General features: G+C 52.5%; 17 protein-coding genes and 3 pseudogenes. 6 read left to right on the plus strand and 14 right to left on the minus strand.

What is annotated here, in order from left to right; genetic code table 11:
• The first annotated feature begins 326 nt into the window (after positions 1-326).
• Positions 327-1169 (plus strand): l-ornithine N(alpha)-acyltransferase, encoded by an 843-nt coding sequence (gene olsB / locus JCM12308_RS17160; RefSeq protein ID WP_008550546.1) that lies wholly within the window; start codon positions 327-329, stop codon positions 1167-1169.
• A gap of 448 nt (positions 1170-1617) precedes the next feature.
• Here the strand turns inward: olsB and JCM12308_RS28370 are convergent, their stop codons facing one another.
• The gene (locus tag JCM12308_RS28370; protein ID WP_164845331.1) at positions 1618-1917 is read right to left on the minus strand and encodes a hypothetical protein; all 300 of its coding nucleotides are present in this window, start codon (positions 1915-1917) and stop codon (positions 1618-1620) included.
• Between JCM12308_RS28370 and JCM12308_RS17170 the strand changes: the two genes are divergently transcribed.
• Positions 1892-3727, plus strand: a complete 1836-nt coding sequence (locus tag JCM12308_RS17170) for a transglycosylase domain-containing protein (protein WP_244271932.1) — start codon at positions 1892-1894, stop codon at positions 3725-3727. The genes JCM12308_RS28370 and JCM12308_RS17170 overlap by 26 nt on opposite strands.
• Before the next feature lie 124 nt (positions 3728-3851).
• On the opposite strand, the pseudogene JCM12308_RS17175 reads toward JCM12308_RS17170, so the two are convergent.
• The 7 genes and pseudogenes from JCM12308_RS17175 to rph form a co-directional block, all read right to left on the minus strand.
• Positions 3852-4594, minus strand: a pseudogene (locus JCM12308_RS17175) (M48 family metallopeptidase).
• Positions 4595-4769: 175 nt separating this feature from the next.
• Complete coding sequence (locus JCM12308_RS17180; RefSeq protein ID WP_041767818.1) at positions 4770-5183, minus strand: DUF2852 domain-containing protein; 414 nt, start codon at positions 5181-5183, stop codon at positions 4770-4772.
• A gap of 106 nt (positions 5184-5289) precedes the next feature.
• Positions 5290-5520, minus strand: coding sequence for a helix-hairpin-helix domain-containing protein (locus JCM12308_RS33290; protein ID WP_506344897.1), 231 nt, complete (start codon positions 5518-5520; stop codon positions 5290-5292).
• Between the two features lie 78 nt (positions 5521-5598).
• Positions 5599-6844: pseudogene (locus JCM12308_RS17185) on the minus strand (polyhydroxyalkanoate depolymerase); the annotation flags it as partial.
• A gap of 337 nt (positions 6845-7181) precedes the next feature.
• Positions 7182-8345, minus strand: coding sequence for a radical SAM family heme chaperone HemW (hemW, locus tag JCM12308_RS17190; RefSeq protein WP_054784552.1), 1164 nt, complete (start codon positions 8343-8345; stop codon positions 7182-7184).
• 81 nt (positions 8346-8426) lie between these two features.
• A complete protein-coding gene (gene rdgB, locus JCM12308_RS17195; protein WP_054784553.1) occupies positions 8427-9068 on the minus strand; it encodes an RdgB/HAM1 family non-canonical purine NTP pyrophosphatase in 642 nt (213 codons plus the stop codon).
• Positions 9068-9787, minus strand: coding sequence for a ribonuclease PH (gene rph / locus JCM12308_RS17200; RefSeq protein ID WP_008550448.1), 720 nt, complete (start codon positions 9785-9787; stop codon positions 9068-9070). Before rph ends, rdgB begins: the two co-directional genes overlap by 1 nt.
• Before the next feature lie 191 nt (positions 9788-9978).
• Here rph and hrcA point away from each other — a divergent pair, with 191 nt between their 5' ends.
• Together hrcA and JCM12308_RS17210 are read left to right on the plus strand one after the other, a co-directional pair.
• The gene (gene hrcA / locus JCM12308_RS17205; RefSeq protein ID WP_051125860.1) at positions 9979-11064 is read left to right on the plus strand and encodes a heat-inducible transcriptional repressor HrcA; all 1086 of its coding nucleotides are present in this window, start codon (positions 9979-9981) and stop codon (positions 11062-11064) included.
• 16 nt (positions 11065-11080) lie between these two features.
• Complete coding sequence (locus JCM12308_RS17210; RefSeq protein ID WP_054784554.1) at positions 11081-11899, plus strand: HesA/MoeB/ThiF family protein; 819 nt, start codon at positions 11081-11083, stop codon at positions 11897-11899.
• Positions 11900-12083: 184 nt separating this feature from the next.
• Here the strand turns inward: JCM12308_RS17210 and JCM12308_RS17215 are convergent, their stop codons facing one another.
• The 6 genes and pseudogenes from JCM12308_RS17215 to JCM12308_RS30230 form a co-directional block, all read right to left on the minus strand.
• Positions 12084-14162 (minus strand): TonB-dependent receptor domain-containing protein, encoded by a 2079-nt coding sequence (locus tag JCM12308_RS17215; RefSeq protein WP_083416824.1) that lies wholly within the window; start codon positions 14160-14162, stop codon positions 12084-12086.
• 234 nt (positions 14163-14396) lie between these two features.
• A pseudogene (gene aqpZ, locus JCM12308_RS17220) lies at positions 14397-15100 on the minus strand (aquaporin Z).
• A 162-nt stretch (positions 15101-15262) separates the two neighbouring features.
• Positions 15263-16726, minus strand: a complete 1464-nt coding sequence (locus tag JCM12308_RS17225) for an MFS transporter (RefSeq protein WP_208978670.1) — start codon at positions 16724-16726, stop codon at positions 15263-15265.
• Between the two features lie 207 nt (positions 16727-16933).
• Complete coding sequence (gene wrbA / locus JCM12308_RS17230) at positions 16934-17530, minus strand: NAD(P)H:quinone oxidoreductase (protein ID WP_054784557.1); 597 nt, start codon at positions 17528-17530, stop codon at positions 16934-16936.
• 124 nt (positions 17531-17654) lie between these two features.
• The gene (locus tag JCM12308_RS17235) at positions 17655-18641 is read right to left on the minus strand and encodes a flavin monoamine oxidase family protein (RefSeq protein WP_208978671.1); all 987 of its coding nucleotides are present in this window, start codon (positions 18639-18641) and stop codon (positions 17655-17657) included.
• A complete protein-coding gene (locus JCM12308_RS30230) occupies positions 18617-18982 on the minus strand; it encodes an FAD-dependent oxidoreductase (RefSeq protein WP_208978672.1) in 366 nt (121 codons plus the stop codon). Before JCM12308_RS30230 ends, JCM12308_RS17235 begins: the two co-directional genes overlap by 25 nt.
• 405 nt (positions 18983-19387) lie before the next feature.
• Between JCM12308_RS30230 and JCM12308_RS17240 the strand changes: the two genes are divergently transcribed.
• Positions 19388-21196: a M2 family metallopeptidase gene (locus JCM12308_RS17240; protein WP_054784558.1), complete on the plus strand. Its 1809-nt coding sequence runs from the start codon at positions 19388-19390 to the stop codon at positions 21194-21196.
• Between the two features lie 112 nt (positions 21197-21308).
• Positions 21309-21839, plus strand: coding sequence for a GNAT family N-acetyltransferase (locus tag JCM12308_RS17245; RefSeq protein WP_164845332.1), 531 nt, complete (start codon positions 21309-21311; stop codon positions 21837-21839).
• The last annotated feature ends 41 nt before the right edge of the window (positions 21840-21880 follow it).

The raw sequence follows: 21880 nt of genomic DNA on the forward strand, positions 1-21880 counted from the left end.
GGTTGTTATACTCAGGTTAACTGTGGTGACAGCATGGTTTAGCAGATATGGGCACGCTTCAGCGGATAAATGTTGGTGTTGTGTCACTCAACTGTCCTAAAACGAGCTTATATCAGAGATTGACTACCCAAAATTGACATGGGTTACTCGATTGGTGCAAATTCAGAAAGGCGTTCTCATTATTGCAATGTTTTTTAAACACCTAAGCAATATGAGATATTTATAGTATGGCTGGATCTGGACATCTTTCCCCGATGAAAGTCCTAAGAAAAATCACACCGAACAAGCTTGCAGGGCGACCTGCGCCGCGGTGGATCCCACAGGCAATGCTGGGAAAAATGCCGGAGGCAGGACAAAGCCTCGGTAAGATTGGACCGCTTGAAGTTCGCCTTTCCAATGGCGCTAAAGAACTCAAGATGTCTCAGCGTTTGCGCTACGAAGTGTTTTACGAAGAGATGTCTGCGATTGCAGATGCTCAAACTCAGCTGAGCCGTCTTGATCGAGACAGTTACGACGAGATCTGCGATCATTTGCTGGTAGTGGATCACAACAGTCAGGTTCGCAATAAACCGTTCTCCAAACTGAAACCTCAGATTGTCGGCACATATCGTCTTCTCCGTCAGGAACTGGCAGAGTTGAACGGTGGTTTCTATACGGCCGGCGAGTTTGATATTCAGGGCATTTTGGATCGTCACAGCGATCTGAATTTCATGGAGCTTGGTCGCTCCTGTGTTCTTAAACCTTATCGCACCAAGAAGACCGTTGAACTGCTGTGGCATGGCATCTGGTCTTATGTGTTGATGCATAATGTGGATGTGATGATTGGTTGTGCTTCGATTGAAGGCACCGATCCTGACCTGTTGGCAGAACAGCTTTCCTTCCTGCATCATTTTGCCGGAGCTCCCGAAGAGTGGCGAGTTTCAGCACTTCCTGACCAGTATGTGGACATGAACCGCATTCCAAAAGATCAGGTCGATCAACGAGCTGCACTGCGTTCATTACCGCCGCTCATCAAGGGCTATCTGCGTCTTGGTGCCTTTATCGGTGATGGTGCTGTGATTGACCATCAGTTTGGCACGACTGATGTGCTGATCATTATGCCGGTCTCCAAGCTGAACTCACGCTACGTGAATTACTATGGCGAGGATGCCAGTCGGTATTCCAGCTAGGTTCTCAAAAGCAGCTCATTCAATGAAGGGCGGTTTTCCGCCCTTTTTATTTGCGCAAATATCGATAAATGCTCTGCGGGTTTGGTCTCTGATCCTCGCAATTCGCGTAAATGGTTTAACGCAGAATTAAGCCTGTTTCCCTAAAATCGTTCGTGTTTTGTATCCAGGTTACGGTCTCACTCCCAAGCAGTCTGTGGCCTGTGTTTGTTCAGGCATGCTCGGTCTTATCTGATCGTCGTCGCCTGAGATAAGTGATTAGTATCGGGGTGATTTGGAGTTATGGCGACTGGCCAAAATGGAAATGGCAAAAAACGGAGGCCTGTGCGCCCCGGGCAACGCCCTTCCGGCAGACCGCCTCAGCAGCCCGGTGCCGATCAGCCAAACGCCCTCCACAATCACAGCGCCCTCGCCTGCAAGGTGTAGCTCTGCGACCTGAAGACGACGAAGATTACATCCGCCGTCCAAACAGGGTCGCTGCCACGAACAAGCAGGCGTCCCCACGACCACGTCCTTCACCACAAGCTCCCTCAGCACCGAACAGAAAACCTGCACCGCAGAGGCCACGGCAAACGCAAAACACCGCCGCCAAGCGGCCTGCGAAGAAGCCGAGCCGAAAGGCAAAGCAGCAGACATTAGCGGCGCTGGATGCCGCAACATCCTCAGGAAAGCCCAAAGGCCAGAGTAAGTTCCGGCGGTTTATGTGGAAGTCACTGCGCTTCTGCATGTATTGGAGCGTGGTTCTCGGCATCTGGGGTATCGTTGTTGTCGGCGGTATTCTTGCTTATTACGCGGCGCATTTACCACCAGCCTCAGAGTGGGCTGTGCCGCAGCGACCACCGAACGTGCGCATTGTTTCTGCAAACGGAACTTTGATCGCAAACCGTGGAGACACGGGCGGCGAGGCCGTTCGGCTGGAGCAACTGCCGAAGTACTTGCCTGATGCCGTGATGGCGATTGAAGATCGGCGGTTCAAGTATCATTTTGGGATCGATCCGATTGGTCTCGCCCGTGCAGCGTTTGTGAACTACACCAGCGGGCGTACCGTTCAGGGCGGATCCACTCTCACACAGCAGCTAGCTAAGAACCTGTTTTTGAAGCCGGAACGCACCATGCAGCGTAAGATGCAGGAAGTGGTGATGGCGCTATGGCTGGAGTGGAACTACAGCAAAGAAGAAATTCTGGAGATGTACCTGAACCGGGTGTATCTCGGCGCTGGAGCCTATGGTGTAGATGCGGCAGCCCGGGTTTACTTTGGCAAATCAGCACGGCTGATCAATCTGGCTGAAGCTGCAACCATTGCAGGCCTGCTGAAAGCACCGAGTAAGTATGCTCCAACGCGTAACGCTCAGTTGGCAGAAGGGCGCGCGCAGGTGGTGATTGCAGCTATGCATAGCGCGGGTTTCATCACGGCAGGTGACGCGAAAAATGCCCTGTTTAATCCAGCACATGTGGTCACCAGCCACAACAGTAGCAGCGGCAATTATGTTGCTGATTATGTGATGGAGTTGTTGCCGGGTTATGTGGGGTCTATCGGTGAAGACATCATTGTCGACACAACGATAGATTGGGACATGCAGCAGGCCGCAGAAACAGCGCTTACCTCACGCATTGCGGAGTCTCGCCAAGAGTTTAACGTAACCCAGGGTGCTGTGGTTACGCTCAATCGCAGTGGTGCGATCCGCGCTCTGGTGGGTGGGGTTGATTATCGGAAGAGCCAGTTCAACCGTGCGGTTTATGCGCGCCGACAACCCGGTTCTGCCTTTAAGCCATTTGTTTATCTGGCAGCGCTGGAACGCGGACTTGGGCCGAGTACCATTCGCCGTGATGCGCGCGTGACGTATCGTGGTTGGACGCCGAAGAACTACACTAAGCGCTACTATGGTGACGTGACGCTGACACAGGCACTGGCGTTTTCTATCAACACGGTCGCTGCCAAGCTGGCGCATGAGGTGGGGCCTGCGAATGTGGCGCGAACTGCGCGGCGTTTGGGCATAACTTCCTCATTGAAGTCCAACCCTTCAATTGCACTGGGAACCTCTGAGGTTACGCCGTTAGAGATTGCTGCAGCCTATGTACCATTTTCCAATGGTGGGTATGGCGTGGTTCCACATGTGGTTCGGCAGATCCGCAATGAGAAGGGCGAAGTTCTATACCGGCGTTCTGGTGATGGGACAGGACGCGTTGTTCGAGGTGATAAGCTTAGCGAAATCAACAGCATGATGGCGCAAACCATTTATGGCGGCACAGGTAAGCGGGCATTGTTGGCGGGGCGTCCTGCAGGCGGCAAAACCGGCACTACGCAAGGCTACAAAGACGCGTGGTTCATTGGTTACACAAGCTCACTGACCACTGCTGTCTGGCTTGGAAATGACAACAACAAGCCGATGAAAAAGGTGAGTGGAGGGACGCTGCCGGCAGAGATCTGGGCCTGGATAATGGAAACGCAGCATCAGAACATTCCGATTGCGCGGTTGCCGGGCGTGCCGATCAACCTTGCAGAGACATCTCCATTGCAGAAACCTGGTACAGCACCTGCTCGGCGTCAGCAACTTTTGTGACTGCTCCTCAGCAGCCGCAACCACCGCGGCCAGCTGTGCAGGCTACCACTGCTCCACCTCAGCAAAACAATAATAGTGCCAGCCCCTTGGATCTGCTTGGAAGGCTATTTGGAGGTGGGTAGGGTTATTCTTGCCCGTATAGATGTAGCTGAGAGCCGTGCTCTTTGAGCCAGCGTTGGGCTTGCTTGGTGTGAGGAGCCAGTTCCTCACAAATGCGCCAGAACTCCGGTGAGTGATCCAGCTTCACAAGATGAGCGACCTCATGAGCTGCCACGTACTCCAGAATATCAGGCGGAGCATCACAAGGCGCCATGAGAAGGACAGCTTGCCATCGTGGGAGCAGGAGCCCCAACGGCTTTTGGTGTCTCGCAGTGTGATGCTGTGATAGTTGCGGCCGAGCTGTTTGGTGAAGTGCCGAACATGGCCTTCAATATCATCCTTGGCTAGTTTGCGCAGGAAGTCTTTGGTCTTGCGATGGAAGCTTTGCGTTTCACCCGGCAGCAGAAGCAGTAGCTCTTCGGTTTCCTCTTCCATATCAAGCTGAGCCAGACCGCGCAGTTTGCCTGAGGAGCGCAAGGTATGCAGCACGCCTCTGATCGGGATGCGGGCATGTTCTTCAAACTTGATTGTATCTGGGCGGGAGCCTAATCGCTGCTTGAGCCAGCCCACCTGCCGATTAGCGAAGTCCTGAGCTGTTTTCAGGTTGCCTCGGGCTGGAACAGTGATAACCGGGGTTGGGTCTCCCGGTGGAATTCTGAGGATGTAGCGCTTTGCTCTTGAGTTTCGTTTCAGGCGGATCTGTAGGGACTTATGGCCCAGATCCACCTCAATAAACTCCGGCAAAACCTTTGTCGCAAAGAACCCCATGTCACCTCAAAAATTGCACTGATTGCTCTCGTTATTACAGAGAAAAGGGTGATTTGAAAGTCAACCAGTGCCATTTACTTTAGTGCGCTGAAGTCTTGCAACACAGTTCAAACGCAGAAAAGGGTGCCCTGCCAAGACAGAGCACCGGATACTTGTTATGAACCTTTAAGACCCATTAGATTGCTTCACCTGCTGAAGGTTCGCTTGGGCGGTTGTGACGGTTTCTCATGAACCGATCGAACTCTTCCTGATCTTTAGCCCGACGCAGGTCGTTCATGTAATCATCGAATTCCTGACGCATGCTGTCGAGCTTTCTGCGCTCTTCTTCCAGGCGGTTCAGTTCTTTTTCACGGTAGTCGTCAAATGCAGCGTTACCGCTGCGGGTCGCAGTTTGCATATTATCCATCGCATTTTTCAGATTGCTACGATTCCACTGGCATTTAGCTTCACGCTTCCAGCCATTAAAGTTGTCGCCCCACAAGATGTAGGCAAGCATAGCAAGACCAAGAGGCCAGAAAACTACGAATCCCAGAACCATAAGTGCAATACTTAGAGGATTCCAGGAGGGTTTTATTGCATTTACATTCATTAAAATCACCCTTCTCAAATCAACAGACTTGAGATGGGGTGGTTCTATTTTCTTTTCAAGATATAGAATGAAATTTTATTAGACGATTGGTTATATTCACTTACATTCAATTGGAATGCACTGAATCATTGAGGCGACGCGCCTGCTCAACCCAATTGTCGCGAACCATCCGGCCACGGATGTCCAGACGGTCATCCAAAGCGGCGGCCTGATCTTCTGTCAGGTTTGCAATCTGCCAGTAATGGAAGATGCCAGCGCCGTTCAGCGCACGCTCCAGTTTCGGCCCAACACCGCTGATCAGCTGCAAATCATCAGCAGCGCCTTTTGGCTCCGCCAACAGGATTTCACGCAGTGGATCACCTGCAAATTTCTCAGAGGGGTTATCGCGAAGCGCTTTCTTGGCTGCACGTTTGGTGGCTTGCTCTGCGCGAACGTTGATCGGATTGTCCTGAATGAACTTTACAATCCTTGGAGCGATTTCGGAGCGGTACTTTGAACCGTTGAAGACCCCGTAGTGACCCACACCCGGTTGGATGTAGTGTAAGCGGCGACTGGACGGAATGTTTTCAGCCAGTTTTTGCGCTGCCTGCGTTTGGCCAACACCGGAAATATCGTCGTTTTCACCTTCAACGGTGAAGAGCGCGGTGCCGGTGATCTTTTTCGGATCGACCATCTTGCCACGATGCATCATCTCGCCCTTTGGCAGAGAATGCTCGATAAAGACAGTCTCGACTGTCTGCAGATAAAATTCAGAGGTCAGATCCATGACGGCAAGATATTCGTCATAAAAATCCCGGTGCTTTTCAGCGCTGTCGCCATCACCTTCAATCAGGTGCTGGAAGAAATCACGGTGAGCAACCATGTGACGGTCCAGATTCATGCTCATGAAGCCGGAGAGCTGCAAGAAGCCCGGATAGACCTGACGTGTGAACCTTTGTGCGGGAAGGGTACTTCCATGATGACATTGCGCTTGAACCAGTCGATGCCTTTTTCGACAGCCAGATCATTCACGGCGGTTGGCGCTTCGCGGGTGTCGATTGGACCACCCATCAACGTCATGGTTGCCGGAGCGCATTTGTCTCCGTTTTCTTCCATCAGAGAGACTGCAGCATATACTGGGACTGATGCTGACACACAGCAAGAACGTGCGTGTTTGGCCCCAGATAATGCAGCATTTGCATGATGTATTCGATGTAGTCGTCCAGATCGAAGCGACCATCCGCAATCGGCACCTGACGGGCATCTTCCCAATCTGTGATGTAGACATCCAGATTTGGCAGAAGAGCCTCAACAGTACCGCGCAGCAGTGTAGCGTAGTGACCAGACATCGGAGAGACGATCAGGATTTTCGGGTCGTCTTTTCTGCTTTTCGGCAGATCCCGCTTGAAGTGCAGCAGGTCGCAAAATGGTTTGGACCAGATGACTTCTTCAGTGATGTCGACTTCTTCACCATCGACAACAGTGGTGTAGAGCTCAAACTCCGGCTTGCCATAGCGGCGAGTCACACGTTCCAGCATCTCACAGGATGCGGCGACGGTGCGGCCAACTTGCGTGTGCGCCATGGGGTTCAGCGGGTTTTGGAAATACAAACGTGTCATATCCGCTGCAGCCCGGACAGGGGACATCGCTGCATGGTTCATTTCATACAAATGGTAGAACAGCACAGAATGTTTCCTCCCCAGACGTTCGCTTCAGCCAACTCTCGTTCATGTAGTTTTTTGATTTCCGCAGCACGAATACACTTTAGCCCGAAGTGCTGCACCGCAAAAGTATAGGCAACCCTATACCTTTTCAGCAACATAGACTCATGGAGAAATACAAACCAACCTTAACTTGCATTGAAGATCAATAGGTTCTTCACCGCTGCCAAAGTGATTGTAAGTGTAACCGACCATGTTGCATTGCACAATATGTAAAATAATACCCCAATCGAATCGAGTAATTCGAATGCAATTATTTCACTAAGTTGAAATTGCTAATGAAATTTATTTGGGAATGTTAGTCGGAAGCCAGCTCAGCAATTACGGCATTCAGTAGAGAAAAGCCTGTTTGCGTTGCACGCAGGCGGGTATTGCTCACCCATTCTACCATTCCGTTTTCCTGCAGGTTCAGCAGGCGTTGCGGATTGAACTGACGACCAGAGAGCTGTTCATAACGGGGTACGTCGATGCCTTCATGCAGCCGCATACCCATCAGCAACAGCTCATCACCTTGCTCATCACGAACAAGTCTATCTTCAGAAATAGCGCCGTGGCCTTTGGTTTCAACCAGCCCCAACCATGTTTCCGGATGCTTTTCCGTTGACGTGGCCAGTTTGGTGCCGTCTTCCAACGTCAAACGACCATGAGCACCGGGACCAACGCCAACATAATCGCCATAGCGCCAGTAAATGAGGTTGTGCTGACACTGAGCGTCAGGCGCTGCGTGGTTTGAGACCTCGTAGGCTGGCAAACCACGAGCTGCAGTGATTTCCTGTGTCAGGTCAAACATATCTGCGGCCAGATCAGGGTCCAGCATCTCCAACTTTCCAGCTGCGTAGAGGCGCTGGAACATGGTGCCGCTTTCGATGGTGAGCTGATACATGGACAGGTGGTCAGCAGCCAGATCGATGGCGCGGTTGAGCTCCTGCTCCCATGCTTTCAAGGTTTGGTTTGGACGGGCGTAGATCAGATCAAACGAAATGCGCGGGAATGTTTTGCGCGCAATTTCAACGGCTTGAATCGCTTCCGAAACAGAATGCTGACGTCCAAGGATCTTCAGTTCCTTATCATCCAGCGCCTGAATACCGACGGACAGGCGGTTTACGCCAGCGGATCTGTAACCTGCAAAGCGGGTCGCTTCCACACTGGTTGGATTGGCTTCCATGGAGATTTCAGCGGTGTCCGGCAGATGCCAGAGGCGGGCGACCTCATTGAGAATGGTCTCAACGGTTTTTGGCTCCATGAGAGAAGGCGTGCCGCCGCCAAAGAAGATGGAGTCGACCGTGCGGCCCGGCACCATCTCCGCATAGCGTGCCAGCTCTGTTGCCAGAGCTTTGGCATAATGCTCCTGTGAGACCGGCTGATGGCGTACATGGGAGTTGAAGTCGCAATACGGGCATTTTGCCAGACAAAATGGCCAATGCACGTAAATCCCAAAGCCGCCAGCCGATGACACAGTCATTCTTTTTCCTTTGCGCTTGCCAAAGATTTTTTTGTACGAGTTCTTATCCGAAAACCGGAAGCCACTTTTCGGGAACGCGCATTACGCTGGCAAGCACTCTTTCTGAAACTTAACAAAGGCGCGGGCGCGATGAGACAGGGCCTCGCCTTCCTTCGTTGTGTGTTTTTCTTGTTTGTCCATTTCGCCGAAGGTTCTGTCGAACTCTTCTGGTACGAACATTGGATCGTAGCCGAAACCTTCCAGACCGCGTGGTGGCCAGGCCAGCTCGCCGTGGATTTCACCGCGATAGAACTGGGTATGACCATCCGGCCAAGCCATGCACAGCACAGCCACGAAGTAAGCGGTGCGATCTGTTGCGCCGGTTTCTGTCAGCTTGTCCTGCACAGACTGCATGGCAACGCCAAAGTCTTTGCCCGGTCCTGCCCAGCGTGCGGAGTAGATGCCCGGATCGCCGTTCAGGCCGTTTACACAAAAACCGCTGTCATCTGCAAGAGCTGGCAGGCCGGTTGCCATTGCAGCAGCTAGTGCTTTGATCGCAGCGTTTGCTTCAAAAGTGTCGCCATCTTCTACCGGTTCTGGCAGATCCAGATCCCCAGCAGAGAGAACCTCAAAGCCGTGCGGGGCAAGCATGTCCTGAATTTCGCGCAGTTTGCCTTTGTTGTGGCTGGCAAGCACGAGCTTGCCAGGTTCCAGGCGCCGACTTTCTGTTGTTTCTGCCTGCATTAGAGCACCGTCAGCTTCTGCAGCTCAACCAGTTTGGAAATGGACTGTTTTGCAAGGCCCATGAGCTGGCCGAGTTCTTCTTCAGAGAATGGCTCGCCTTCAGCTGTGCCCTGAATTTCAACGATGCCGCCTTTGCCAGTCATGACGAAGTTTGCATCGGTGTCAGCAGAAGAGTCTTCTGCGTAGTCCAGATCAGCAACCGGAGTGCCTTCGTAGATACCGCAGGAGATCGCTGCGATGTGGTCTTTCAGAACCTTATCGGTCTTGACCATGTCGCGCGCTTCCATCCACTTCAGGCAATCATGCAGAGCAACCCATGCGCCGGTAATGGACGCTGTGCGGGTGCCACCGTCTGCCTGAATAACATCACAGTCTACAGTGATCTGACGCTCACCCAGCGCACCCAGATCAACAACAGCGCGCAGAGAACGGCCAATAAGACGCTGGATTTCCTGAGTACGGCCAGATTGCTTACCTGCGGAGGACTCACGGCGCATACGATCATGTGTTGCGCGTGGCAGCATGCCATATTCTGCAGTAACCCAGCCACGGTTCTGGCCACGGAGCCACGGCGGAACGCGCTCTTCCAAACTTGCTGTACACAGAACGTGGGTATCGCCGAATTTGATCAGGCAAGAGCCTTCGGCATGCTTTGCAACACCGCGCTCCAGGCTGACTGGACGCATTTCTTCAGGTGTACGTTTGGATGGACGGTTCAAGGTAAGCTCCCTCGGGTTGCTTAATAGCTATAATCTCACAAATGGTATTGCGGATCTTTTAGCTGCGGATTGCCGCAAGCGCAAAGGCTGGTTTTGGTTTGGGAGCTGATTTTCTGCTAAAATTGCGTTTTGGCTGTTCAATTGTCCTGTGCTAGGGATTGAAGGAGGCCTTTGCCCGAAACCTGCTGTTGATGTGGAGTACCGATACCGTGACGAGCGTTCCTCCTTCTGTCCCTCTTGAGGATCTTGATGAGCGTTCCCGCGAGATCTTCCGCCGCATCGTCGAAAACTACCTTGATACCGGCGAACCGCTCGGCTCCCGCAATCTTGCACGCGGCCTTTCCCAACCTCTTTCTCCAGCCTCCATACGCAATGTGATGGCTGATCTAGAGCATCATGGACTGCTCTATTCCCCGCATACCAGCGCGGGCCGCCTGCCAACACAGTCAGGATTGCGGCTGTTCGTGGATGGCTTCCTTGAAGTGGGAGACCTGACCAAGGAAGAGCGCCAGCAAATTGCTGTTCAGGTGAAAGCTAAGGGCGGAGATAAAACGCCGGAACAGGTGTTGACAGAAGCCAGCCAAATGCTCTCTGGTTTGAGCCGAGGGGCAGGGGTTGTTCTTTCCAACAAGACGGACACAACGCTTCGCCATATCGAGTTTGTGCAGATTGAGCCGCTGAAAGCGCTCGTCGTGCTAGTGAGCGAGGATGGGTCGGTTGAAAACCGTGTTGTTGATCTGCCTGCTGGCCTGCCACCTTCTGCTCTGACAGAAGCTTCCAACTACTTAAACTCCATCATCCGCAATCGTACACTTGCCGAGGCGCAATCTGAGCTTGTTCGGCAGCGAAACGAGTTTCAGGCAGAGCTGGATACACTCACTTCCAAGGTGGTAGATGCAGGTGTTGCCGTTTGGGGTGGTGACAAGAATGATCCCGGTACGCTTATCGTACGTGGTCGCTCTAACCTGCTGGAGAATGTGGGTGCGAAGGAAGATCTGGAGCGCATTCGCCTGTTATTTGATGACCTTGAAAACAAGAGCGAGCTGATCCGGCTGCTGGATCTTGCCAAGGGCGGTGAAGGTGTACGTATTTTTATCGGCTCGGAAAACAAGCTGTTCTCGCTTTCCGGTTCTTCCTTGATCGTTTCCCCATACCGCGATAGTGAACAGCGCGTTGTGGGCGTTCTTGGTGTTATTGGGCCGACTCGTCTCAACTATGCGCGTGTCATTCCCATGGTGGATTACACAGCCCGACTGGTGAGCCGCCTGCTCGGCTAAACTATTGGAGTCCCACTTGCTTTCCCTTACAGCTTCTGAACTGGAACGTTACGCTCGTCATATCGTCCTGCGCGATGTTGGCGGTCCTGGACAACAAAAACTAAAAGCTGCGCGTGTTCTGGTGATTGGAGCAGGGGGACTTGGTGCTCCGGTTCTACAATACCTTGCTGCGGCGGGGGTCGGCACCATCGGCATTGTTGATGATGACGTTGTGTCCCTCTCCAACCTTCAGCGTCAGATCATCCATGATACTGAGAAACTGGGGGAGCCAAAGGTTGCCAGTGCTGCCGAGGCAATCGCGCGTCTGAACCCGAATGTGCGCGTCGTTCCGCATCCAACCCGCATCAACGGACAAAACGCCATGGCGCTGATCAATGACTACCATATTGTCGTTGATGGCTCTGATAACTTCGCTACCCGCTATCTCGTTTCGGATGCGTGTTTTTATGCCGGACGTCCTTTGGTTACCGCTGCTGTGGGGCAGTTTGACGGATCTGTTACGCTGCTGAAACCCTTCGTGCAGGATGATGACGGCAACTACATTAACCCAACCTACCGCTGCCTTTTCCCGAAACGCCCTGAAGCTGGCTCTATCCCTACCTGTACCGAAGCAGGCGTGCTGGGTGCATTGACCGGCCTTGTCGGTACGCTTCAGGCACTTGAGGTGATTAAGGAGATTGTTGGATTTGGTGAAGGTCTGATCGGGCGTATGCTGTTGGCTGATACTTTGAGCATGCACTTTGAGACCATCAAATACAAACGCTCCAAGAAAAACCCACTTAACGGCGACAGTCCAAAGACCTGGGCCGAGATGCTAGAAACGGAGCACGGCTAAGCCATTCTCGTCACTACCTAAAGCAGCCATCACTTTTCAGCGATACGCTGCAAAAAGAAAGCGGCGGAGAATTGCTTCCCCGCCGTCTCCAGCCCTCCGCCACAAAGGGCCTGGCCTCATTCAGGCAAATCTGTCTCACCAGCATTGCCAGACACGCCGCTCTCACAGCGCACCGAAAAGAGGCTTAAAATGTTTTCGCCAAGCTAAGCTTGAAAGAACGGCCTTTGCCTTCAGATGAGCTCAAGTGAGATTGGAACTTCTTATCAAAGATATTTGTCACACTCGCTCGGACTTCAGCACCTGCAAATGCACCTTCCTGAGGCTTCCAGCTCAAGTTGGCCTGATGCAGAGCGTATCCTGGAGTTTTGTTGTTTGGATCTTCCGTGCGATTTTGCGGAGCATAGACATCCACACGCCAGGATGCATCCAAGCTCCACGGCTGGTACTTGTAACCGACGCGCAAGAAGCCATTATCTGCGGCGACGCTTTCAAGATACTTGTCTTTATCGCCAGAGGTGTCATTACCCCGTGTAATCGTGGAGCCGAAGCTGCCGTACCAGTTCGGAGAGTCATAGGCTGCTTCCAGTTCCAAACCGCGAAGGAGTGCTTCTTCAGTGATAACTGTCCGGGCAAAGGTTCCATCAAACACCGTTGAAATGTGGTTCTCAATAATGTTGTAGAACCCTGTTGCTTTAAAGCGGATCGCATCATCTTGCTGCAGCGTATCATCAAACGAGAACGTGAAGCCTGCTTCAAAGTTATTGGATTTTTCCAAATCCAGATGTTGCAGCTTACCGTCAACAATGTTGCCATTGCTGAATGTTTCATCCACGGTTGGCAGGCGTTCAGTGTGGGCGATTGAGCCGAATACACCAAACCAATCATTGACCTTATAAAGCGCTGCAATCTTTGGTGAATATGCAAACTTCTTCAGCTCTTCATCACTGGCGACACCATCACCTGGCTTAAGGCGCGTATAGTCAATGCGCATGCCCGGTGTTAGCGTTAGCCTTTCTCCAACAATGATCTCAGCTTGACCGAAGATGCCAGCAAGCTCGGTTCTTCCTTCCGGGTGAGACCCTGAACCTGGCTGAACAACACCGCCTGGTCTATAACGTGGGTTCAGACGCTCTCTGTTCAGGTACTCACCACCATATGTGAAGTAAGTTTCGACATTGTCTGAAAGATCAAAACGGGACGTGTTCTGTAGGTTGGCCTGCCACGTCGTGTAGCTGTACTTTGCCCGGTCACCGAAATAGATGTTTCCGGGATGCTTTTGATCGACTTCAGTATCAGAATAAGAGATCTGAGCTTCAATATCTAACAGGTCATTGCCATAAAAGGTGTTCTCATAAGAAAGCACCGCAGTTTGGTCATCGACGATGCGATTTGTCAGACCGAAGGCATCGCTGTAGGTGAGTTGATCGTATGGCAGGTTCTCACCATCAGCATACAGGCGCTGATAACTGGCTTCGATCTTCTGATCGCGGTTTGTGCCAAAGGTGTAGCCCAACTTCGCCAGGCCTGATAGCGAGGTGATGTCACCGTTCTCAAGCACCTTGCCTTTTGCAGCATCGTAATTGCCGGACTTGCGATACTGAAAGTTGGCCAGAAACTCGAGATCCTCTGTCGGTTTCACTGCCGTAATGATAGAAGCGAGCGGTGAGTTGCCATTGGATTCCCAAGAGGTTTTAGCGCGGACCGCATATTTGTCATCACCCGCAAGAAAATCACTCGCATCCTTTGTTTCAAGGGCGATCACACCAGCAATTGCTCCTGCACCATACAGAGTAGAAGAAGCCGGGCCGCGAAGCACCTCAACTCGCTTCATCAGCTCGGGATCAGTGAAGAGAGATCCCATCCGGTACTGTTCAAAGTACTTTTTGACACCATCGACTTGAATGATAATTCTGCTTTCATCTGCAGCAAAAGCACCACCAATGCCACGAATATTGAAGCCTTGCCCGAACGTTGCATCAGGATTGGTGACGGACACACCAGGTAAAGCATCAATGATTTCACCCAGTGTTGAAGCCTGAGCAGCGTCAATTTCTTCCTGTCCCACAGCAGACACGGATTGCGGTGTATCGATAGCCACCTTCTCCTTGCCTGCATTTACGATGATCTCATCAAGCATCGTAGTCGGATTTTCATTAGCTAGCCTCGGAGCAGCCTCTTGTGCCGAGACACTCGCAGAAATCAGGGCGAGCGAGAGGGTCGTGCTGGCCAGGAGGGCCGCACGGGAGTAGCGCGAATTAGACATGATCGCCTCAGTCTGAATTTGTATGGGAGTGGCTGGCTGAGACGCTGCTTTAGCTAGCTTGAGTCTGCATTTTGCAAACGTTGTTTCTAACTGTGTTTTATAAATATGAGTATAATAGTCAAGTTTTAATTGAGGGGTTTTCCCTAGCTGGGGATTTAATGAGCAGGTGTAATTGGCCCTGCTCACATCTTTTCAAACGTGGACAGGGCTAGATTGTGTTGTAAATTCTGCCGGTTAATCGGTTTCTTCCCGCCCGCAGGTGCCGATGATCCAGCAGACTGCTGCTCCGACTAAAGCGCCAACGATTGGGGCAAACCAGAACATCCAGAGCTGCTCAAGAGCCCAACCACCGTTGACGATAGCTGTTGCGGTGGAGCGGGCTGGGTTCAAAGAAGCACCTGAAATCGGGATTGCGATGATGTGCATACATGCCAGCATGAGCCGATGGCGAGTGGCGCAAGGGCTGCTGGAGCCTTTTTCGAGGTTGCGCCGATGATCACGATCAGGAAGAGAGCCGTCACGGTGATTTCTGTAATCGCCACTGCGATTTCAGAGAAGCCACCGTTGGAGTGTTCTCCATAGCCGTTGGAGGCGAAGCCTGGAGGATCACCGGGGCCGTGGGCGAGAATAGTCCAGAACACAAAGGCAGCGGCTGTGCCACCGATAACCTGAGCGATGATGTAGGGGATTACATCTGCGGTTGGGAACCGCTTGGCGGCCCAGAGGCCGATGGTTACCGATGGATTGAAATGAGCACCTGAGATATTGCCAAAAGCGTAGGCCATACAAACAACTGAAAGACCAACAGCGAAAGCCACACCCAGCAGGCCAGATCCGCCATACCATTCAACCGGTGCGTAAGAAACCAATGCCCCGCCGCACACCGCGGAGACCAGAGCAAAGGTTCCTACAAATTCTGCGCCAAGTTTCCTCAACATGACACTTCTCCTCATATTGTTCTGAGGGTGGTATCACAGTGAGATTGCCAACTTACGTTTACGGCAATCTGCAATCTAATGATTGCCTTAAGCAAGCATTGCTAGATCTTTAGGTGAAACAAGGACGCTCATGACGCCGTAAAACTCTTTCTCTTCAGCTCCTTAAGCCTGTGTTTGCGGCTCTTCCATACCGTGACTGGCGTGCCACTTGGTGATTTTGCGCGCACTGAAAAATCCAAGCACACCGAAAACAGCGAAGCTGGAGAAGAGCCAGAAGGCTGAGTTGGCGATGCCTGTAGTGCCAACCGTGCTGTTGAAGCCGGTTGAGTTGGCAATGAGGCCCGCGAGCGCTGTACCGAATGCAACTGCGAAGGTCTGCACGGTTGCGAGTGCGGAGGCTGCATTTTCCTTGTCATCATCCGGCGTCAAATGAAGCGCGAATACGCCCAGATGTGGCCAGCCGATGCCTATGCCGGCACCGATGCAAATGAGGGCGAGGGTGATGACCACCAGCGCCATCAGGTTTCCTGCAGTGCCAACGGGCAGAATAATGGCCAGTGTCATCAAGCCAATGGCCATGAGAACAGGGCCGATGTTCACGACGCGGCGCATGGCCTGATCGGTAAAGCGGGCGCTATAGACCTCCATGGACGCCCACCCAATTGAAACCGTTGCTGCAATGTATCCAGCCCATAATGGAGAAACAGCGAACAGTTTCTGAAGATAGAACGGCATGAAAAATTCTGTGTTCACGCAGAGGATCAAGAGCGCCATGCTGGCAAACACAAAGAACAACGGCGAGCCCCACTCCAAGGCTCCTTTTGGAAAAAGGCGGGTGGATGCCTTCTTCTCACGCTTCATCAGAGTGAGGATCATTGCAATGGAAAGGGCGAAGCCGAGAACGCTCCAGATGATGCCTTCAAACACGCTGGTGATGGAGAGTACGAGCACGGAACCTGCAAGAAGAGCCAGCTGACCAAGCGGGATCGGGTGCTCTGAGCCGCCGTTTTCCTGATGCTTTGGCAAAAGGGCCAGCGTGGCCATGATGTAAAGGATCGTCACCGGAACCAGCACACCAAAACCGGCGCGCCAGATGCCAAGCTCAGCAAAAATGCCGCCAATGGCTGGTCCGAACAGGGTGGTGATGCCCCATGTGCCGGAAAGAAGCGCGAAGGCACGGGACCAGAGGCGCTCTGGATACATGAAAGCGATCATGGAATAGCAGAGGGTGAAGATGAGACCGCCACCAGCCCCCTGAACAGACCGCCCCAGAAGCATTACGCCCATATTGGGGGCGATAGCTGCCAGCGCGCTGCCCGTCATGAACACAACAGCTGCCAGAAAGAATGAATGCCGAGCACCAATGCGTTGCAGCACCTTACCTGCCACCGCAGCACTGAGGATTGCTGCGAGAATGAAGAGGCTGGTGTTCCATGCATAATAGTCCAGCCCGCCGATATCTGCGGTGATGGAGGGGAGCATGGTTGCGGAGATGTAGGTGTTCACGGCGTGCAGCGCGATCCCACCAGAAAGGACCAATGAAGCAATAGCTTGCTTGCCCGTGAATAGTTCAGCCCAACTGCTGTTGGCGCTTGCGCCCGGTTCCTGCATTTCAGTTCCTTTCAAGAACGATCAGACCAGCGATTTTTCTATTATTTTGCTGGTATTTTGGGGCGTTCTAGCTCCTCAAGTTAAGTTGAGGTCAAGGACAAATTTCGAGAAACCTTATCAGTTTTTGAAGCGGAAATGCAGATCATTCAGGATTTGGCACAACTCGCGGACAAGCCCCCCCAATACCTCGTTTTGTATCTCGACGATGGCCTTGGAGGAGCGTCAGGCGCTGAGCTTCTTCGCAATTTCTGCGACATGTTTTCCTTGGTAACGAGCCATGTTCAGCTCCTTTTCCTTTGGCTTCAGCGACCCGTCTCCCCCAGCAATGGTGCCAGCTCCATAAGGCGATCCGCCTAGCACCTCCGAAATGTCTGAGATTTCCGGGCAGGTGTATGGCAGTCCGACGATGACCATTCCCTGATGGGCGAGGGTGGTCCAGAACGAGCTGATGGTTGTTTCATTGCCTGAACCAGTTCCGGTGGATGTGAAGACGCTGCCGACCTTGCCTGCCAGTTTGCCCTGAACCCATAGGCCGCCAGTCTGATCCAGAAAGCTGCGCATTTGGGAGGCCATGTTGCCGAAGCGGGTTGGGGTGCCAAAGATGATGGCATCATAATCGGCCAGTTCATTTGGTTCAGCGATTGGAGCTGGTTGATCCAGCTTGAACTTGTGTGCCCGAGCGACATCTTCCGGCGTCAACTCTGGCACTCGCTTGATTGTTGGTGTCGCTCCAGCCGCTTCAACGCCTTCAGCCATCGCGTTGGCGAGCGTTTCTATATGCCCGTAGGTGGAATAGTACAGGATCAGAACTTTGGTCATGTGTGCTCCTACAGGAAACGATGGCTGAGTAGCTGGTCATCAGGTCCTGCAACACTACAAAATCCGTAGTTTGATCCTATCCAGAAATTATGGGGCTATGAGATCGCCTTGGGCCCTCAGGTCTCTAGAGAACCTCTGAGATTTCCTCAGCAACGATGAGACCGGATTTGTGGGCGCCAGCGATGGTAGACCAATCATCATCACTCATGGCTTCGCCTGCGAACCAAATGCGGTCGGCTATGTTTTCGCGCATCTCATCTCTGGCCCAGAACCCACCAGGCTTGGCTGCAGCATAGGAGCCGTAGGTGTAAGGGTCATGCAGCCAGTCGTAGCTGTTGGACTCTACGATGTATTTTTCGATGTGGTTGCCAAACATCCGTTTCAGTTCTGAAACGACAAAGTCATAGGCTGCGTTGTTGCCTGCTTCGAGCAGGTGTTTGGCGAAATCTCCGCCCATATCAAAATAGCAAAGATCTGTGCCGCCTGCGTTGGTGAGCGCACCGAAGGCTTTGGGAGAGCCGTCAACTTCTTCATCCACTTTGTAGTTGAAGTAGGCATCAGCTCCGGTGCCGAAGATGTTTTTGCTCATCTGCAGGCCAACATGGAAGTAGTGGCCCATTGGAAGCTCTTGAATTGCTTCCTGTTTTTTTACCGGGAGCGGAGGATCGAACTCAATATCTCCAGAGGCCAACACACCTGTTGAGACGGTGACAACGACTGCCTTTGCTGTGATGGTGCCTTCGCTGGTTTCGACAGTCACGCCTTGCCCACCCCAGCGGATTTTCTCTGCCGTTACATCGGTTTGTACAGCAACATCACGCGCTGAATGCTGAAACAGGGTGCCGATGCCTTGTCTGCAATAGAAATCACTGCCGCCTGCTGCGGTGTACCAATCCACGCAGGAGAAGCTGTCGAGATCCTTGGCGATTTCGTAGGCGCCGATGAGGAAGTCCACGGTCAGGCCCCAATCTCCCAGATCCGGAATGACGGAGGCGGGAGAGACGTCCAGTTCATCGCGGCCAGCACGCCACATGGCACGGAGGGCTTTGCGCTGAGCTTGAAAAAACGCTGCTTTTTCAGAGTCATTTATCGGGCGGTCACCGACATACATGAGAGTTTCATCAGGTGCACGGTAGATATCAAAGCCGTTGGCGAGGCCATAATCCGCGAAAGGGTTGTTTTCCCGATTATGAAGCGAGAGGCGCCCATATCGAAGGGAACACCGAAGCTCTCGTTATCAGTCAGAATTCTTCCGCCGATCCGGCCCGATGCCTCAATGGTGATGACTGAGTAACCCCGGCTCTTCAACGCCCGTGCAGCGGAAATGCCAGCAGCGCCAGCTCCGATGACCAACACATCCGTATCCGTTGCCTGAGCGCGCCCGATGAAAAGGGGAGCAGCGGAAAAGGCAGCGGCGGAGAGCAGGAGCTGTCGTCTGGAGATCTCTGTCATGTTCTACTCAGCTTAAGAGGGATCGTGACCCTAAGGGGATTAAACACAGCACATATAGGCAGGCAAGTGAACGTCGCGTGATCGTTTTTGCATGGGTGACAGAGCGCTTGCTTTTGGTGATTCACGATGGTGACCATTGCGCACCAGAAACGATGTACTGAACCGCAATAGTTAGCCAGCTTCAGGAATAGACATAGAGCTGCTGAAGAGAACTAAGTGGTTGCAATTTACCGCTAATGCACGTGCAATAATTTTGCGAGTTTATCGCCAAAATAGGATAAATATCGCGGATAAACGGGCTAGACTTACAGGATAAAACCCTTACCGTTACGGCATAACAGAGAGATTATGCATAAGAAATACATTTGAAATCTCTTAAGTACGCCATGGTTGGGGGAGGCTCTCATGAAGCGTTTTTTATCTGTGTTGCCTGCACTTTCGCTTGCACTCATTCCGCTGAGTGCAGCACAGGCTGAGGGGGAGAAGGCCGTAACGGTTGAGGATGCGAAAGCATTCATTGAGTCTTCAGAAAAAGCCATTCAGGAGATTGGAGAGGAAGCTGGCCGCATTGCGTGGGTGAATGCCAACTTCATCACTTATGACACCAACTGGCTGAATGCTTTGATGTCTGAGCGGACCACAAAACTTTACGTTTCACTCGCCAACCAGACAAAGCAGTTTGATGGGCTTGATCTTCCGCCGGACCTTGCCCGCAAAATGAAGCTTTTGAAGCTGAATCTGACGCTACCAGCACCTGAATACGACCCTGCCAAGATCAAGAAGCTTGCTCAGATCAATACCGAGATGGAAACCCTTTACGGCACCGGCAAGTATGAGATTGATGGTGAGGAACTGTCTCTTTCCAAGCTGAGCCGCATCATGGCGACGAGCCGTGACTACGACAAGCTGCTGGAGGTCTGGAAAGGCTGGCGCACTGTTTCTCCGCCCATGAAGGACATGTATACGGAGATGGTTGGCATCGCCAATCAGGGCTCTCAGGAGCTTGGTTTCAAAGACACAGGCTCCATGTGGCGTTCCAAATACGATATGGATCCGGATGATTTCCGGCAGGATGTCGACCGCCTGTGGGGTGAGGTGAAGCCGCTTTATGACAGCCTGCATTGCTATGTGCGCGGCAAACTGGTGGATCATTACGGTGCCGATAAAGTCCCTGCGGATGGGCCAATCCCTGCGCATCTGCTGGGTAATATGTGGGCTCAGTCGTGGGGCAACATCTATCCGCTGGTTGCTGCTGATGGCGACGATCAGGGCTACGACCTGACCACGCTGCTCGAAGAGCAGAACTATACGCCGTTGAAGATGGTGCAGACGGCAGAAGGGTTCTTCACCTCGCTTGGCTTTGATCCGTTGCCTGAAACCTTCTACGAACGCTCCTTGATCACCGAGCCACGTGATCGTGACGTGCAGTGTCATGCATCCGCCTGGAATGTGGATGGCAAAGATGATCTGCGCATCAAGATGTGCACCGAGGTGACAGGGGAAGACTTCAACACCGTTCACCATGAGCTGGGGCACAACTTCTATCAGCGCGCCTATAACCACCAGTCGCCCATGTATCAGGATGACCCGAATGACGGGTTCCATGAGGCGATTGGCGATATGGTGAGCCTTTCCATTACGCCTAAGTATCTGAAACAGATCGGCCTTCTGCCTCTGGATGCTTCAGAAGAAGTGAACACCAACATTCTGATGGCGCAAGCTCTGGATAAGATCGCGTTTCTGCCATTTGGGCTGCTGGTGGACCAGTGGCGCTGGAAGGTGTTTAACGGTGAGCTGACGCCAGAGGCCTACAATGACGGTTGGTGGGAGCTTCGTGAGAAGTATCAAGGTGTTGCTGCACCGGTTGAGCGCGCAGCGGATGCATTTGATCCGGGTGCCAAGTATCACATTCCAAACAATGTTCCGTACACCCGCTACTTCCTCGCGCATATCTTCCAGTTCCAGTTCTACCGTGAGGCCTGCCGCATTGCTGGTTGGGAAGGACCGCTGGCGGCGTGTTCCATCTATGGCAACAAGGAAGTTGGCAAGAAATTCAATGCGATGCTGGAAACAGGTTCCGCTCTGCCGTGGCAGGACAGTCTGGAAGCCTTCACCGGCAGCCGTGAGGCCGATGCGACCGCTATTCTTGAGTATTTTGCTCCGCTCAAAGCCTATCTGGATGAGCAGAACAAAGGCAAATCCTGCGGCTGGTAGACCAGCAAGGTAATCCTGCCGGCCTTGATGCCCTACAAGTCCGCCGGATATTATCAAACCCCGTCTTTCATGGCGGGGTTTGTTTTGTCTTAGGGGAATGGAGGTTTTGAGGATGGGCGAGGTACAGAGCACTACTATTCGCGTTAGGGCGCTTACTGTTTCGGATATGCCGTTGCTACATGAATGGCTCAACCAGCCTCATCTGCGGCCCTTTTATGAGCGTGAACCGAGCACACTTGAACAAGTGACAGAGCGCTATGCCTGCCGCGTTTCCGATGAACACCCAACTCATTGCTTGATTGCAGAGCAAGGGGGTGCTCCTTTTGGGTATCTGCAATGGTATCTCAACCAAAGCTTTCCCGATTACGGTCGCGATACAATCGGCATAACTGTTGGGGTTAGCTTTGATTACTACATCGGCAACCCTGCCGTTCTCGGCCAGCGACTAGGGCCTGCCATGCTGACTACAGCCGTTGATCACGTAAAGCTGCTCGTCAGCCCTGAAGACAGGCTGTTTTGCGTTGGCCACAGACCAGAAAACACCTCCGCTATCCGCTGCTCTCAACGCGCAGGCTTTCGTTATCTCAAGAACTTCATCGAAGAAGGACTTCCGCATCAGCTGTATGTACGGGATGAGAGGTAGCGCGATAAAGCCTATTTAAAGTTGCAGATTGAACATGATAA

This window comes from Pseudovibrio denitrificans JCM 12308 (assembly GCF_001310815.1).
Lineage (GTDB): Bacteria > Pseudomonadota > Alphaproteobacteria > Rhizobiales > Stappiaceae > Pseudovibrio > Pseudovibrio denitrificans.

Coding starts and splice junctions, on each gene's coding strand:
- JCM12308_RS17215 (WP_083416824.1), bottom strand. CDS start 14,162: ATGTCTAATTCGCGCTACTCCCGTGCGGCCCTCCTGGCCAGCACGACC.
- JCM12308_RS17170 (WP_244271932.1), top strand. CDS start 1,892: ATGTATTGGAGCGTGGTTCTCGGCATCTGGGGTATCGTTGTTGTCGGC.
- JCM12308_RS17240 (WP_054784558.1), top strand. CDS start 19,388: ATGAAGCGTTTTTTATCTGTGTTGCCTGCACTTTCGCTTGCACTCATT.
- JCM12308_RS17245 (WP_164845332.1), top strand. CDS start 21,309: ATGGGCGAGGTACAGAGCACTACTATTCGCGTTAGGGCGCTTACTGTT.
- JCM12308_RS17235 (WP_208978671.1), bottom strand. CDS start 18,641: ATGTATGTCGGTGACCGCCCGATAAATGACTCTGAAAAAGCAGCGTTT.
- hemW (WP_054784552.1), bottom strand. CDS start 8,345: ATGACTGTGTCATCGGCTGGCGGCTTTGGGATTTACGTGCATTGGCCA.
- olsB (WP_008550546.1), top strand. CDS start 327: ATGCTGGGAAAAATGCCGGAGGCAGGACAAAGCCTCGGTAAGATTGGA.
- hrcA (WP_051125860.1), top strand. CDS start 9,979: ATGTGGAGTACCGATACCGTGACGAGCGTTCCTCCTTCTGTCCCTCTT.
- wrbA (WP_054784557.1), bottom strand. CDS start 17,530: ATGACCAAAGTTCTGATCCTGTACTATTCCACCTACGGGCATATAGAA.
- JCM12308_RS17180 (WP_041767818.1), bottom strand. CDS start 5,183: ATGAATGTAAATGCAATAAAACCCTCCTGGAATCCTCTAAGTATTGCA.
- rdgB (WP_054784553.1), bottom strand. CDS start 9,068: ATGCAGGCAGAAACAACAGAAAGTCGGCGCCTGGAACCTGGCAAGCTC.
- JCM12308_RS28370 (WP_164845331.1), bottom strand. CDS start 1,917: ATGCCGAGAACCACGCTCCAATACATGCAGAAGCGCAGTGACTTCCAC.
- JCM12308_RS30230 (WP_208978672.1), bottom strand. CDS start 18,982: ATGACAGAGATCTCCAGACGACAGCTCCTGCTCTCCGCCGCTGCCTTT.